Raw genomic sequence first — 14186 nt, forward strand, 5'->3', positions numbered from 1 at the left:
TGAGTTCGAAGCAGCGTTCTACGATGCACAACGGACCGACCAACCCCTGGTCGAAATCCAATAGCCCGAGCCTCCGGCAGAACCAGGGCGTTTCAAGAATCATCAACGCCGCCACCGGAGAACTACTGCGCGACTTCACCCTCGACCCCACCAGGAACTACCAACCCACCGGCGCCCCCAAAGGCCCCACACGGAAAAAACCCCAAACCTAACGTAGGTTCAGGGCCATTCCGATGTCTTGCGACACCAGAGTGTCGGGCTGACAGGATTTGAACCTGCGACCACTTGACCCCCAGTCAAGTGCGCTACCAAACTGCGCCACAGCCCGCGCACCGGTGAGTCCACCGGCAGCAGCTCGAAAGCCTACCGCAGCCGGGGCCCCAGACCGCTATTGCCCGGCTGACCTGCGAGTCTCCTGCTGACCGGCTTTGGCGAACCAGGCGTCGACCTTGCCGACAAATTCCAGCAGCGCCTGCGCCAGCTCGGCTTCCCGACGGTAGAACCGCTGCGATGGAACCGGCACGCTCACGGCCACCATCTCGTCGCCCACGTTCTTCAGTACCGCGCCCACCGCGCAGATGCCTTCGCTCTGCTCTTCGCGGTCATACGCCACGCCCTCGGCCTTGACGCGGTCCAGTTCCTTGCGCAACGCCGCCGGCGTCGTGATCGTGTTCGCGGTGAGCTTGGCCAGCCGACTCGGCAGCGCTCGCGCCTGACCCTCGGCCGACAGATTGGCCAGCAGCGCCTTGCCGTTGGCGCAGCAGTGCAGCGGAAACGACTCGCCCACCGCACTGATCGCGCGCAGCCGGTGCGGCGAGACCACCTGGTCGATGAACGTCGCACGGTCGCCGTCCAGGATCGACAGGTCGACGGTCTCCTCCAGTTCGCGCGACAACTCCTCGATGAACGGATGCAGATCGAACACGACGCTGCGGCGCACGGTGGTGGCCATGCGGGCGATCTCGGGCCCCAGCCGATAGCGACCTCGCGCCGCACGCGAGGCCACCAGGCCCTCGTCGTCGAGCGCGTTGAGGATCCGGCTCACGGTCGAGCGCGCCATGCCCAGCCGCTCGCCGATCTCGGCCTGGTTCAGCCCGCCGGGATGCGCCTGCAGCAGCCGCAGCATCTCGGCCGCGCGCGCGATGACCTGAATTCCGCTGCCGCGTACCTCTTCTGCGTCGACGCTCATGTCAGGCCCCGGTCTCGAGACGATAGGTGCCGGTCGGGTCGATGATCGCCACCAGCCGCACGATACAGCCGTCGCCGCCGACCCAGCGCCACGGGAAAGCCGCGAAGGTGACCCGTTTTCCGGTGACCTTGTCCAGGTCGCCACCCACGTTCTCGAAGCCGTAGATGCCCTTGCACAGAATCGCACGATGGCACGGCTCCCATTCCGGAAAGTCGTCGAGCACCTTGCGTCCGGTGTGCTCTTCGTATTCTTTTACCGCCCAGGGCAATAGGCCACCGGTGTGCTCGGCGGGGCCGTGCGGGGCGATCGCGGTGGCCATCGGATGGTCCAGAGCCTGGGTGTCCGTGCCGACGGCCTTGACACCCCTGGCCGCGAACCACTCCCCGGCTTCCTTGTAGAAGCCCGGCGAGTAGGCGTAGTACTCGGCGCTGTCGGCGTAGGTGTGGTGCCAGCCGGTGTTGACGATGACGATGTCGCCAGGACGGATCTGCGGCGTCGCCTTCTCCAAGTCCTCCGCGGTGACGACCTCCCACTTCTCCTTCGGGATCGACACCACCACCCCGGTGCCGAAGAACGCGCTCAGCGGAATCTCGTCGAGCAGCGGCGTGCCTTCGATCACGTGGCCCGGCGCGTCGATGTGTGTGCCGGAATGCATGACCGTGGTGATCTTTTGGGTCAGCACACGACTTCTGGCCATGTTGTGCAATCGTTCGATCTTGACGTCCTCGAAGTACGGCCACGCCGGCACACCATGCCCCCACGGGTGGGACAGGTCGTAAAACTCCAGCTTCGATTCGGCGTCGCCAAGCGGCCAGGTGAACGTCACGACATTTCCTTTCGTGTCAGCACGCGGTGTAGCCGCCGTCCAGATACATCACCTGGCCGGTATAAAAACTTGACGCGTCGCTGAGCAGATAAATCAGCGCGCCGACGAAGTCTTCCGGTTCGGCGAAGCGGCGCAACGGGATTCGGGCGAACATCGCCTCACGGGTCTGGCGCCCCTTTTCGTCGTCGGCATACATCCACTCGGTCAACTCGGAGCGGAAAACCGTTGGCGCCAGGGCATTTACCCGTATCCCTTGTGGACCCCACTCCGCGGCCAACGACTTGGCCAGCAGGTCGGTGGCCGCTTTCGACGGGCAGTAGGCGCTGTATCCGGCGGGATGACCGAGGCTGCCGCGCACCGACGAGACCAGCACGACGCTGCCTCCCCCGCCCTGCCGCAGCAGCACCCGTCCGGCTGCCTGGCACATCAGCCAGGCGCCGCGCGCATTGGCCTTCATCACGGCGTCGAAGTCGTCGACGGCCATCTCGGTGATGGGCTCGACGTGGTTCATGCCCGAGGCCACCAGAACGCCGTCGAGCCGGCCATGCTTGGCCACCGCCGCGTCGACCATGGCCTGCGCGTCGGCCGGAGTGTCCGGGCGTCGGATCACCACCGCCAGGTCGTGCCGGCCCGTCTCAGCAGCGAGCTCGGCCAGGCGATCGGTGTTGCCGCCGGTCAGCGTCAGCTTGGCCCCCGCTTCAGCGAGAGCTTGGGTCGCCGCGCTGCCTAAGGAGCCGGTCGCGCCGGTGATGAGTATCGACTTGTCCTGCACGCTGAACCGCGCCGCGCTTTTCATCTCACCTCAACTCCTGCACTACGGGATTATCCACCCGTTATACGAGAGATTAGGGACGCGCCGCGATGAAAGTCAACACAGAACTCCCAAGATATAGCTCACATCGCCTGCATTGCGGGGAACGGTGCTTCACTCCGCGAATGTCTGCATGCCCAGCACGATGGCCAGACCGAGACGCTCGGCGTCCTCGGTGTCGGGTTCCGCGGTGAAGATCATGATGCGCAGGTCATCTCCGGCGACAACCAGCGTGTCGCAGTCCAGGGTGATGCGCCCGACGTCCGGGTGGTCGATGACTTTTCGACGCCCGACGTCGTGAAGAAGATCCGGGGATTCCGCGTCCCAGAGCTCAGCGAACCGGGGGCTTTGCGCGGACAGCTCGCGAATCAACTGCTTCAACCGTTGATCGGCGGGATAGCGCGACGCCGTCACACGTAGGTCGGCGACCAGCCCGGCCTGCAATACGGCACGCTCTTCGGGCGTCTGCACAGCACGGGTACCGGCGCCAATCAAGTTGCGCCACACGCCATTGCGTTCAAGCCCCCGCAAATTGGTTGTCGGACCCATCAGCGCGTCATACGGTGCGTTGGCGATCAGCAGGGTCCAGGTGGCGTCGTAGACGGCCACCGGATTGTTCGCCAACCGGTCGAGCATCCGTTGGACGCTCGGCGAAATGCGCGACGAGACGACGTCGCGTCCCGGAGCGACATGCCCCGCCAGCCGGAACAGCAGATCACGCTCGGCGTCCGAGACGCGCAACGCACGGACAAGTGCCTCGACGACCTGGACCGAAGGCGAGGTTGCCCGACCCTGTTCCAGCCTGGTCAAGTAGTCGACTGAGATTCCGGCAAGCCCGGCAAGCTCTTCGCGACGCAGCCCCGCGGCGCGACGGCACCCGCCGACGGGCATACCCACGGCCGCCGGCGTGACGCGGTCGCGCCACTGGCGCACCCTGCGGCCGAATTCCCACGTCTGCACCCCTCTACTGTGCGCGACTGGGGTAGCCGGGGAAAGGCTTTGTGGTGGCACTGGCAGTCCTACGACAACCAGACGGCTCCCTAAGACTGCGACATCGATTAACAGTCGGGCCATGACTTCGATCGCTTCCGGAACCGTATTGCTCACCGGGCCGACCGGCGGACTGGGCAGGTCCACGACACTGGCGCTGGCGAATCGGCCTGCATCCCAACGCCCCGACCTGCTGCTGCTCGGCAGGCCGGGCCATGCCTTGGCCGAGGTGGCCGACGAGGCCCGAACGGCCGGCGCAACAGTGTACGAAATCGGCTGCGACCTCTCCAGGTTGGCCGACGTGCGCGCCGCGGGTCAGCAGGCCAAGGAGCTGCTGGATGCCGGCGCGGTGCGCCCGCTGCACGCACTGGTCGCCAACGCGGGCCTCACCGTCGCCGACACGCATACCGCCTCGGCGGATGGCTACGAACTCACCTTCGCGGTGAATTACCTCGCACACGCGCAACTGATCGGCGATCTGCTCGGCTCATTGACGGCTCCGGCCCGCGTCGTGCTCCTGGGCTCGAACACCTACCACCAGAACATCTTTCGCCGGATCCTGCACGTGCCCCCGGCGCGTTGGCGCGATCCCATCGAGCTGGCCCAGCCCACCGCCGCGAGCCTGCCGGCGACGTCCGAGCTGTCCTGGACCGCCTACTCCGATTCCAAGCTGGCGCTGATGTACTACGCACACGAATTGCAGCGCCACGCCCCGCATGGCGTCAACGTGATTGTCTTCGAACCGGGATTCATGCCGGGCACCGGTCTGAGCAGAGCGAACGGTCCCACCCTGCAACGAATCGGGCGTCTGCTGGAGAAAATTCCCGGCGTCTCGTCACCGGTGCGCTCCGGGCCCTTGCTCGCCTCGATCGTCCTCGATCAGCGTTGGGCGCATCTGCGCGACGGCGCCTTCGTCCTCAAAGACGAAGAGCGAGAGGTGAAGCCGATTGCGATTGATCCGCGTCGCGAGGCACGGCTCTGGGAGGCGACGGCCGAGCTTCTCGCTGCGGCTCGATGAGTGCGCGCTCAGGGCGGCGAGTGTGCGCTGGGGGCAAAGAGTGTGTGCTGAGGCCGGGAATACGCCGGGACTCCCGGCCGTGAGCTCACGGTCAAAGCCGCGGCTGCACACTCAACGCCGCAGCCGCACACACCAGGCGCAGAGGGCAGAACCCAAGAGTCAGCGGCGCTTGGCGCTGCGCTTTTCGCGGACCCGCACGTTGATGCGGATCGGGCTGCCGGCGAACCCGAACGTCTCGCGCAGCCGGCGCTCCAGGAAGCGCCGGTAGCCGGCCTCGAGAAAGCCGGTGGTGAAGAGGACGAACGTCGGCGGGCGGGCGGCGGCCTGGGTGGCGAATAGGATGCGGGGCTGCTTGCCGCCGCGCACCGGAGGCGGCGTGGCCGCGACGACTTCCTTGAGCCAGGTGTTCAGCGGGCCGGTCGCGATCCGGGCGTCCCACGACGCCAGCGCGGTCTCCATCGCCGGCACCAGCTTCTGAACGGCCCGTCCCGTCTTGGCGGAGATGTTGACCCGCTCCGCCCACTGCAGCTGCGCCAGTTCACGGTCGATCTCGCGGTCCAGCAGCTCGCGGCGATCCTCGTCGACCAGATCCCATTTGTTGAAGGCCAGCACCAGCGCCCGGCCGGCCTCGATCACCATGCTCAGCACGCGCTGGTCCTGCTCGGTCAGCGGCTGCGACGCATCGATCAGCACGAGCACCACCTCGGCGGAATCGATGGCCGAGTGCGTGCGCACCGACGCGTAGAACTCGTGCCCGCTCGCCTGACCGACCTTGCGACGCAACCCCGCGGTGTCGACGAAACGCCAGACCTTGCCGCCCAATTCGATCAGCGAGTCCACCGGATCGACCGTGGTGCCCGCGACGTCGTGCACGACCGAGCGCTCGTCGCCGGCCAGCTTGTTCAGCAGCGAACTCTTGCCGACATTGGGCTTGCCGACCAGCGCCACCCGGCGCGGGCCGCCGACCGCCGGCGCCGCCTCGGACACCTCGGGCAACACGGCCAGCACCTCGTCGAGCAGATCCGCCACCCCACGGCCATGGATTGCGCTGACCGCGTGCGGCTCGCCCAGACCCAGCGACCACAACGCGGCCGCGTCGGACTCGACCTTCTCGCTGTCAACCTTGTTGGCGGCCAAGAAGACCGGCTTGCCGGAACGCAGCAGGATGCGGGCGGCGGCCTCGTCGGCGCTGGTCGCCCCGACCGTCGCGTCGACCACCAGAATGATCGCGTCGGCGGTGCGCATCGCCACCGACGCCTGTTCGGCCACCAGCTGCTGCAGGCCCTTGGCGTCGGGCTCCCATCCCCCGGTGTCCTGCACGACGAACCGGCGGCCGGTCCACAACGCGTCATAGGAAACCCGGTCGCGGGTCACGCCGGGAATGTCCTGCACCACCGCTTCGCGCCGGCCCAGGATCCGGTTGACCAACGTCGACTTGCCGACGTTGGGCCGCCCGACGATGGCCACCACCGGCGCGGGACCGGGCTCGTCGAAGCCTCCCGAATCGGAATCGACTACTTCCCAATCACTCTCGTCGGACCACGTGCCGTCCTGACTCACCGCACTGCCTCGCTTCGCTGCTTGACCAACTCCAGCAGGTGATCGATCACCTGCGCCTCGGTCATGTCGCTGGTGTCGACGATCACCGCGTCCGCCGCCGGTCGCAACGGCGACAGCGTACGGGTAGAGTCCAGATGATCCCGGCGGCGCACATCGGCCAGGACCCCGTCGTAATCGTCGGCCAAACCCGCGGCGACGTTCTGGTCATTGCGCCGACGGGCGCGGGTCTCGGCCGATGCGGTCAAAAAGATCTTCACCGGTGCGTCCGGCAACACCACCGTCCCGATGTCGCGCCCCTCGACAACGACACTGCCCGGCCCTTGTGCCATCTCGCGCTGCAGGGCGACCAGCCGGGCCCGAACGGCGGCAACCGAGGACACCGCCGACACCGCGCCGGTCACCTCGTCGCCACGGATCTCGGCCGTAACATCTTCTCCGTCAAGGAAATAACGATCACCCTCGGGGTGGTAGTCGACCGACATCCGCACCGTCTCGGCAATCCGCGCGACCGCGTCGGCATCGGCCGGGTCGGTCCCGGCGCGCAAGACGGCCAGTGTCACCATCCGGTACATCCCACCGGTGTCCAGGTAACGCGCCCTCAACGCTTCCGCCAATCCCTTTGACACCGAGGACTTTCCGGTTCCGGCCGGGCCGTCAATCGCCACCACGACGCCGTCGCTCACAGGCCCACCGCTTTGTACAGTTGGCCGATCTCGCCCTGGCTCAGCGCCCGGATGCTGCCCGGCCGCTGCTTGCCCAGCGCAATCCCACCGATCTCGGTGCGAACCAGGGCCTCCACCGGGAAACCTACCGCCGCCAGCATCCGGCGCACAATCCGATTCCGTCCTTCATGTAACGTCAAGCGCACCAACGTCTTTCCTGGAATGGCGTCCACCACCGCGAAGTCGTCGACACGCGCCGGGCCGTCCTCTAACTCGACACCGGCTCGCAATTGCTTGCCCAGCCCGCGCGGCACCGTTCCGGAGACCGTCGCCAGATACGTCTTGGGGACTTCGTGGGAGGGGTGCATCAACCGGTGCGCCAGCTCGCCGTCGTTGGTCAGCAGGATCAGCCCCTCGGTGTCGGCGTCCAACCGTCCCACGTGAAAGAGCTTCTTGTTGCCCCGCACTCGCCGCTCGACCAGGTCGCCGATGCACGGCCGGCCACGATCGTCGGACATCGTCGAGTGCATCCCGCGCGGCTTGTTCAGCGCCAGATACACCTGCGATTCGTCCAGGGCGATCCTGGCGCCGTCCACGCGGATCACCGAGGCATCAGGGTCGACGCGGGTGCCCAGCTCGGTCACCACCTGCCCGTCCACTTCGACGCGGCCGTCGATGATCAACTTCTCGGCGGCCCGGCGCGACGCAATTCCGGCCTGGGACAACACTTTTTGGAGCCGGATGCCCTGATCTTCGGCCATCAATCCTGGTCCACGTCAAACGACAGCGACTGTTCGGGCGTCTGGCCACCGGACAGTTTGATGAAACGTGGCTCGCTGTCCAGGGATTCGCTCAGGTCCTCGATCGTGTCGACATCGGGAAGCAGCGGTGCGATGTCGGGCAGGTCCGTCAGCGACTCCAGCCCCAGCCGCTCCAGGAACAGCTCGGTGGTGGCGAAGGTGGCCGCGCCGCTGTCCTCGTCGACGCCGGCCTCGGTGATCAGGCCGCGCGCCAACAGGGTTCGGATGACGGCGTCGACGTTAACACCGCGCACCGCGCTGACCCGCGCGCGGGTCACGGGCTGGCGGTAGGCCACGACAGCCAGGGTCTCCAGCGCGGCCCGGGTGAGCTTGGAGCGCGCACCATCCAGCAGCAGCTTCTCCACGTAGGGCGCGTACTTGGCGCGGGTGTACATCCGCCAACCCTCGCCGGTCTTGCGCAGGTCGATCCCGCTGTCGCGGTGCGCGAGCTGCTCGGCCATGAGCTGCAGCTTCGCGGCTATCCGGTAGACGGGTTGCCCGGTGGCGGCGCCCAGCGCCTCCTCGGCGACCGGGGTGTCCACCACCAGCAACAGCGCCTCCAGCACGCCGCGCAGCTCCTCGTCGTCGAGCGGCGCTGCTTCGGCGATGTCGGGGATGCCCTCGATACCCGGGCCGAGTTCGAGGTCGGGCAAGTCTTCAGTCATCTATTCGTCCCGTATTTCGGTGGTCGGACGCTCCCCGGTCCACGAAATCTGGAGCACGCCAAGCGGCTCCGACTGGTCGAATGCTACCGCCCGGGACCGATACAGCTCGAGCAGCGCCAGGAAGCGTCCGACCACCTCGATCGGCACCTCACAGTCGGCGACCAACTCGGAAAACGTCGCCCATTGGCCACTGCCCCGGGCTTCAAGCATCGACAGCAGTTTCTGGGCCTGCTCGGGCACCGAGACCTTGACCTCGTGCAGGTGGCCGATCCCGACTGTCGGCACCGGCCGCGGGCTGAACGCGACCGCGGCGATCTGGGCGAAACGCTCGGCGTCGACCCCGATCATCACTTCCGGCAATAGTTCGGTGAACCGGTCCTCCAGCGACACCGCGCGCGGGTAGCTGCGCAGCGCGGTGGCTTCCAGCTCGGCGAACATCTCCGCGACGTGCTTGAACGCGCGGTACTGCAACAACCGGGCGAACAGCAGGTCGCGCACCTCCAGCAGGGCGAGGTCTTCCTCGTCGTCGATCTGCCCGGCCGGCAGCAGCCGCGCGGCCTTGAGATCCAGCAGGGTCGCGGCGACCACGAGGAACGCGGTGGTCTCCTCCAGGTCCAGCTGGGCGCCGATCTCGCGGGTGTAGGCGATGAAGTCGTCGGTGACCTGATGCAGCGCCACTTCGGTCACGTCGAGACGATGCGCGAAGATCAGCTGCAGCAGCAGGTCAAACGGCCCCTCGAAGTTGGTGAGGCGGACTTGGAAACCGGTGGAGGAGCCGTTCTGCGCTGCCGCTTCACCATTCGCTGTGCCGTTCACGCGCCGAATCGGTCGATGAACTCGCGGGCCAACGCGCGATACGCGATGGCACCCGCCGACTTCGGCGCCCAGGTGGTGATGGGTTCGCCCGCCACGCTGGTCTCCGGAAAACGCACGGTCCGGGTGATCACGGTGTCGAACACCAGGTCACCGAAGCGTTCCACGACACGGGCCATCACCTCGCGGGCGTTGACGGTGCGCGGGTCGTACCGGGTCAGCAGGATGCCGCTGATCTCGAGCTTCGGGTTGAGCCGGTCGCGCACCTTGTCCACGGTATCGGTGAGCAGCGCCAGGCCGCGCAGCGAGAAGTACTCGCACTCGGTCGGAATGACCACGCCGTCGGAGCAGGCCAGCGCGTTGACGGTGAGCAGGCCCAGCGACGGCTGGCAGTCGATCAGGACATAGTCGTAGCGGTCCAGCACCGGATGCAGCGCCCGGCCCAGCGTCTGCTCCCGGCCCACCTCGTTGACCAGCTGAATCTCGGCCGCCGACAGGTCGATGTTGCTGGGCACCAGGTCCAGGTACTTCACCCGGGTGGACAGCAGCACGTCTTCGATCGACACCCGCGGCTCCACCAGCACGTTGTGAATCGTCTTTTCCAGGTCGTAATGCGGGACGCCGAGGCCCGCGGACAGCGCGCCCTGCGGATCCATGTCCACCAGCAACACCCGTCGGCCGTACTCGGCGAGCGCGGCTCCCAGGTTGATCGTCGACGTGGTTTTCCCGACGCCACCCTTCTGGTTGCACATCGCAATGACCTTGGCCGGGCCGTGCGAGGTGCGCGGCTGCGGCTCCGGGATCGCCCGCGCCGGACGCCCCGTCAAGCCGATCTCGACGGCGCTATCCGGGTGCTCGGTCGTCATGCCCGGGGTGTTGCGGAGGTGAACATCGTCGGAAAGTCTAACGGGTAGGCGCGCGTAAACCGGGCGACCCGCAGGCGAGATACCAGGGAATATGTGCGGATTTCGCCGCCAGCGCCCGCAGGGGATTTCAGAGTTAACTTTAGTCACACCAGCCACATTCGGCCCACGCTTGCCGGCGCTAGGGTGGGCCCCATGGACCTCAGGAGACGGATACCGCTGCTGCGGTGGTCGGTATGGCGGATGGCCGCCGGAGCTCGCAACATCACCACGACCGGCCAGATCGGCGACGGACGCGAGGCGGCCGCGGTCGACTACGTCGTCGCCAACGCCCGCGCCGGCGACATCGACGACGTGCTGGCCACCATCGACAAATTCGCCTACCAGAAGTCGATGCTGATCAATGTCGGCGACGAGAAAGGCCTGCTGCTCGACGCGGCCGTGCGCCGGGCCGATCCCGCGCTCGCCCTGGAGTTGGGCACCTACTGCGGCTACGGCGCGCTGCGGATCGCCCGGGCCGCGCCGAACGCCAAGGTGTTTTCCGTCGAACTCGCCGAGGCCAACGCCGCCAACGCCCGGCGGATCTGGGCGCACGCCGGTGTCGCCGATCGGGTGACGTGCGTCGTCGGCACCATCGGTGACGGCGGGCGCACGCTCGACGCGCTTGCCGGCGAGCACGGATTCGCTTCTGGCGCACTCGATTTCCTGTTCCTCGACCACGACAAGAACGCCTACCTCGCTGATCTGCTGAGCATCATGGACCGGGGCTGGCTGCACAAAGGCTCGATCGCGGTCGCCGACAACGTCCGGGTGCCCGGCGCGCCGAAGTACCGCGAGTACATGCGCCAGCAGCAGGGCAAGGTGTGGAACACCGTGGAGCACAAGGCCCACCTGGAATACCAATCAATGGTGTCCGACCTGGTGCTGGAGTCCGACTACCTGGGCTGAATCCACGGCCGAACGTCGAAGCCGATGACAGGTGCTTAACCGATTCGGGGTTGGAACGACTGTGAGCAGCGGCCACACGTGAAGCTCGTCAGCGACGGCGTCGAAAATGGGTCCCTATCCCGGTATCTTCTCCGAGATCTTATCGAGGATCGCCGCTGCGGCCGGAGCGCCGTTGCCGTATTGGCATACGAACGCAAATGTAACCACGTTGTTCTTTGCCCGGGCCTCGTTAGAGCAGACCCACCCGATGACTTGGTCGTCCCTGAGTTCTGTTGCCGTCCAACGCGCGTAACGGTCGGTGGAGTCGGTCTTTTGGAATCGCCAAGGGTCGCTTTCGTCTTTTCGATGGATGACGGCGTTGTTGCAAGGATTCAGATGCTTGCCAAAAGCATTGTCTAGCAACTGTATCGCTGCCTTAGCATCTGCAACTATCACGACAGCCTGAAAGGCCGTGTGGTCGAACTTGTCCTTCTCCTCTCTGTATTTGATGCTCCGCCACGCGGTGTAATCCTCACCAACGGTGCTCGTGTCCGGCCCTAACAGCGCCCCGCATTCGGCGTTGCCCTCCTCGACGGCCGTCGGCGTTGGCGGATAGTTAAAGCCCGGCGGGGGCTTGGACGCCCAGTTCAATTTCGCCCCGACGATTTCGCCGACCACCTCCGGCAGCAAGATCAACGAGTCAATGTCCTTGGGCACCATCGTCGGTACTATCGTCGGTGCAGTCGTCGTGGGTGCCGTCGTCGTTGTGCTGTGGCCGCTGCCGTCGCCACCGCAACCACCCGCCAATGCGGCCGCACTAATTCCCACTGCCGAAGCCACATCACGAATTCTCATTAGGCCCGCCGCGCATCAGTAACAGTGCGCCGCCGCGGATCCAGCCGAACTCGTCGGCAAGTCCATAATCGTGATTTGTGAGTCATTGCCGGCGAGTGTGTCTGTTCCTGGACGGTGCACTTCCACTACTAATGCCCTGCCACCGGCCCACGCCCATTCCGTGAATTTGTCGCCCATCGGCCACGGCGGGGGCACTTCGCGACCGGTTGCCGTGAGCGTCCGGTAGCAGAGCGGCAGCTTGCCCTTGTACCAGCCGTTCGGGGATTGGTTCGCGCTCAACAGCTTTCCGATATCGGCAACGAGGGTGTCGTACGGTGCCGGATTGGAATAAAACTCCTCGTTGACCGCGTCCGCCCCGGTCTTATCGTTGCTGTACGTCTTCATCAGAACCGATCCGGATGGCAAGGTGATGTCGGCCAGCGCGGAATGCGGCCCCGGCGGGACGGTGGGGGTTGGCGACGTGCTGGTTGGCGTTACCGATGTGGTGGATGCAGTCGTTGGCGCGACCGTTGTCGACGACGACGGTTCCGCTGCGTGGCGTGAGCATGCAACGACAGCGAGCACTGTGATCGCGATGAGCAACTGCCCAATTTGGCGCTTCATGAATCGCAGCTTTGTTCGGCTGGTGTGCGGCAGCTAGGGTCGTAGGTCACGTCGTGAACGGGACTGAAGTCGCAGCCCGGCGGGCGGTGCCAGGCGTCGGAGCCGCACGCAGTCTCGTTTCGCGCAGCATCGAAGGCGCGGTCTGCCCACCGCACGCGGTGGAGAATCGTCGAACTTAATGCGTCCGGGTTACCGCTGTAGGTACTCGGGGCTGTCAGGCGTGCTGAACGACTGTCCACTCGATACCGGGTTGACGGCAACGGGACCGCTGGGGGTACGCCCGGTCGAAACGTTCACGGCTAACGGGCTACTGGGCGTGCTGAGCGGAGGTTGTCTGCCCACGACAGGGTTGAGAGCCTGGGGGCTAGCGGGGAGGGCCTCGGTTTCCCCGTCCGAGGCCGGGCTGCAAAGCACAGCGCGCGGCGGACACGGAAGAGACGGATTCGGATCGGCCCGCACGACGCTGGCATGCAACCCGCCTGCGACTACGGCGAGGGCGGCAACTGCTGCCGCCGCGACCACGCGTTTCAGTATCATCGCGAATTTCCGATCGAGCTGAATCAACAAGGGGTAATAGCTTTCACAAAGTTAGCCAGGTAACAAAAATGTTAGCACTCAGCTTGGACTCGAAGCTTGTCTCCGCCGGGCTATCCCGGGATTTTCGCCGAGATCATGTCCGCCATGTTCTTTGCGACCGGAGCGCCGTTGCCGTTTTGACACACCTGCGCAGATATGACCACGTTGTTCTTTGCCCGGGCTTCATTGGCGCAGACCCAACCAACAACTTGGCCGTCGAGCAGTTCGGTTGCCGTCCACAGCACCTCGGTGTCGGTGCTGCTGCTCTTTTGGATTCTCCAGTGATATTTGTCGTCTTTACGGTGGATGACAACGTTGTTGCAGTCGTTCAAAGGCTTGCCCAAAGCGTCGGCAAGTAACTGCTTGGCCGCTTTCGGGTCGGCAACCGTCGCAACAACCTGGTAGACCGCATGGTCGAAAGTGTCCTTGTCTTCTTTGTAGTGATTGCTCCGCCATGCGGTGTAAACGACACCAACCGTGTTGCTGTCCAGCCCCATCGCTGCATCACATTCGGGGTTACCCTCGTCGATGACGAATGGCGATGGAGGGCTGGTCCACCCCGGCGGAGGGCTGCCAACCCAGTTGAATTTCGTCCCGAGGAGTTCGCCGGCCGCATCTGGTGGCACGATGAGCGCGTTGATGTCCTTGGGCGCGATCGTCGGAGCTGCCGCCGGGACGACCGTGGACGACGTCGACGTCGTGCTGTGGCCACCGCCCTGCCCTCCCCCACACCCAGCTGTCAACGCCACTACACCGACCCCGATCACCGAAGCCATGGGCTGAATTCTCATGTCGCGTCCTTGTTGACGGCGCCCTTTGTTCGTCTCCTCAAGGGACACAACGGTGAGCGGTTGCTCAACTGTGCCCGCAAGTAGGCGTTCTACGAATCGCAGCCTTCTGCACGCTGGCGTTCGGCGGCTAGGGTCCTAGGTCACGTCGTAAATAGGTCGGAAGTTGACCGCGCTACGGCTCAGCGGCCTGAGCCAGGATGAGGATTCACGCCCACGTCGCGTGGGCGTGGTCAGCAC

At 65.6% G+C, this 14186-nt stretch carries 17 protein-coding genes and 1 tRNA gene; 4 read left to right on the forward strand and 14 right to left on the reverse strand.

The features are described 5' to 3' along the window. Nucleotides 1-212, forward strand: a 212-nt coding sequence (locus AAHS21_RS15615; protein WP_342928522.1) for a hypothetical protein, incomplete at its 5' end; no start/stop codon positions are given. A 42-nt stretch (nucleotides 213-254) separates the two neighbouring features. Here AAHS21_RS15615 and AAHS21_RS15620 read toward each other — a convergent pair. From AAHS21_RS15620 to AAHS21_RS15640, 5 genes are all read right to left on the reverse strand, one after another. Next, a tRNA-Pro gene (locus AAHS21_RS15620) sits at nucleotides 255-328 on the reverse strand. A 60-nt stretch (nucleotides 329-388) separates the two neighbouring features. Next, nucleotides 389-1189 (reverse strand): IclR family transcriptional regulator, encoded by an 801-nt coding sequence (locus tag AAHS21_RS15625; protein ID WP_342928523.1) that lies wholly within the window; start codon nucleotides 1187-1189, stop codon nucleotides 389-391. A 1-nt stretch (nucleotide 1190) separates the two neighbouring features. Further along, entirely contained in the window at nucleotides 1191-2015 is an 825-nt protein-coding gene (locus AAHS21_RS15630; RefSeq protein ID WP_342928524.1) for a cyclase family protein, read from the reverse strand. A gap of 16 nt (nucleotides 2016-2031) precedes the next feature. Then, nucleotides 2032-2811, reverse strand: coding sequence for an SDR family oxidoreductase (locus tag AAHS21_RS15635; RefSeq protein WP_342928525.1), 780 nt, complete (start codon nucleotides 2809-2811; stop codon nucleotides 2032-2034). Between the two features lie 129 nt (nucleotides 2812-2940). Continuing rightward, nucleotides 2941-3786, reverse strand: coding sequence for a helix-turn-helix transcriptional regulator (locus AAHS21_RS15640; RefSeq protein WP_342928526.1), 846 nt, complete (start codon nucleotides 3784-3786; stop codon nucleotides 2941-2943). Nucleotides 3787-3898: 112 nt separating this feature from the next. Between AAHS21_RS15640 and AAHS21_RS15645 the strand changes: the two genes are divergently transcribed. Beyond that, a complete protein-coding gene (locus AAHS21_RS15645) occupies nucleotides 3899-4834 on the forward strand; it encodes an SDR family NAD(P)-dependent oxidoreductase (RefSeq protein ID WP_342928527.1) in 936 nt (311 codons plus the stop codon). Nucleotides 4835-4993: 159 nt separating this feature from the next. Here the strand turns inward: AAHS21_RS15645 and der are convergent, their stop codons facing one another. From der to AAHS21_RS15675, 6 genes are read right to left on the reverse strand one after another with little or no spacing between them, the layout of a single operon-like run. Then, nucleotides 4994-6394 carry a ribosome biogenesis GTPase Der gene (der, locus tag AAHS21_RS15650; RefSeq protein ID WP_342928528.1) on the reverse strand — a complete coding sequence of 467 codons (1401 nt, stop codon included), beginning with the start codon at nucleotides 6392-6394 and terminating at the stop codon, nucleotides 4994-4996. Then, nucleotides 6391-7077, reverse strand: coding sequence for a (d)CMP kinase (gene cmk, locus AAHS21_RS15655; protein WP_342928529.1), 687 nt, complete (start codon nucleotides 7075-7077; stop codon nucleotides 6391-6393). Before cmk ends, der begins: the two co-directional genes overlap by 4 nt. Next, complete coding sequence (locus AAHS21_RS15660; protein WP_342928530.1) at nucleotides 7074-7817, reverse strand: pseudouridine synthase; 744 nt, start codon at nucleotides 7815-7817, stop codon at nucleotides 7074-7076. Before AAHS21_RS15660 ends, cmk begins: the two co-directional genes overlap by 4 nt. After that, nucleotides 7817-8521, reverse strand: coding sequence for an SMC-Scp complex subunit ScpB (gene scpB / locus AAHS21_RS15665; protein WP_342928531.1), 705 nt, complete (start codon nucleotides 8519-8521; stop codon nucleotides 7817-7819). Before scpB ends, AAHS21_RS15660 begins: the two co-directional genes overlap by 1 nt. Beyond that, nucleotides 8522-9337: a segregation/condensation protein A gene (locus tag AAHS21_RS15670; protein WP_342928532.1), complete on the reverse strand. Its 816-nt coding sequence runs from the start codon at nucleotides 9335-9337 to the stop codon at nucleotides 8522-8524. It lies immediately after the preceding gene. Continuing rightward, nucleotides 9334-10200 carry a ParA family protein gene (locus AAHS21_RS15675; protein ID WP_342928533.1) on the reverse strand — a complete coding sequence of 289 codons (867 nt, stop codon included), beginning with the start codon at nucleotides 10198-10200 and terminating at the stop codon, nucleotides 9334-9336. The genes AAHS21_RS15670 and AAHS21_RS15675 overlap by 4 nt, the downstream gene beginning before the upstream one ends. A gap of 192 nt (nucleotides 10201-10392) precedes the next feature. On the opposite strand from AAHS21_RS15675, the gene AAHS21_RS15680 reads away from it, so the two are divergent. Next, nucleotides 10393-11145, forward strand: a complete 753-nt coding sequence (locus AAHS21_RS15680; protein WP_342928534.1) for a class I SAM-dependent methyltransferase — start codon at nucleotides 10393-10395, stop codon at nucleotides 11143-11145. Between the two features lie 114 nt (nucleotides 11146-11259). On the opposite strand, the gene AAHS21_RS15685 is transcribed toward AAHS21_RS15680, so the two are convergent. Then, nucleotides 11260-11844 (reverse strand): sensor domain-containing protein, encoded by a 585-nt coding sequence (locus AAHS21_RS15685; protein ID WP_342928535.1) that lies wholly within the window; start codon nucleotides 11842-11844, stop codon nucleotides 11260-11262. Nucleotides 11845-11994: 150 nt separating this feature from the next. Next, complete coding sequence (locus AAHS21_RS15690) at nucleotides 11995-12363, reverse strand: hypothetical protein (RefSeq protein ID WP_342928536.1); 369 nt, start codon at nucleotides 12361-12363, stop codon at nucleotides 11995-11997. Here AAHS21_RS15690 and AAHS21_RS15695 point away from each other — a divergent pair. After that, the gene (locus tag AAHS21_RS15695) at nucleotides 12347-12619 is read left to right on the forward strand and encodes a hypothetical protein (protein ID WP_342928537.1); all 273 of its coding nucleotides are present in this window, start codon (nucleotides 12347-12349) and stop codon (nucleotides 12617-12619) included. The two genes, AAHS21_RS15690 and AAHS21_RS15695, sit on opposite strands and share 17 nt — an antisense overlap. A gap of 610 nt (nucleotides 12620-13229) precedes the next feature. Here the strand turns inward: AAHS21_RS15695 and AAHS21_RS15700 are convergent. Next, nucleotides 13230-13934 (reverse strand): sensor domain-containing protein, encoded by a 705-nt coding sequence (locus AAHS21_RS15700; protein ID WP_342928538.1) that lies wholly within the window; start codon nucleotides 13932-13934, stop codon nucleotides 13230-13232. Nucleotides 13935-14186 lie beyond the last annotated feature (252 nt).

This window comes from Mycobacterium sp. 050272, assembly GCF_039023525.1.
Classification (GTDB): Bacteria; Actinomycetota; Actinomycetes; order Mycobacteriales; family Mycobacteriaceae; genus Mycobacterium.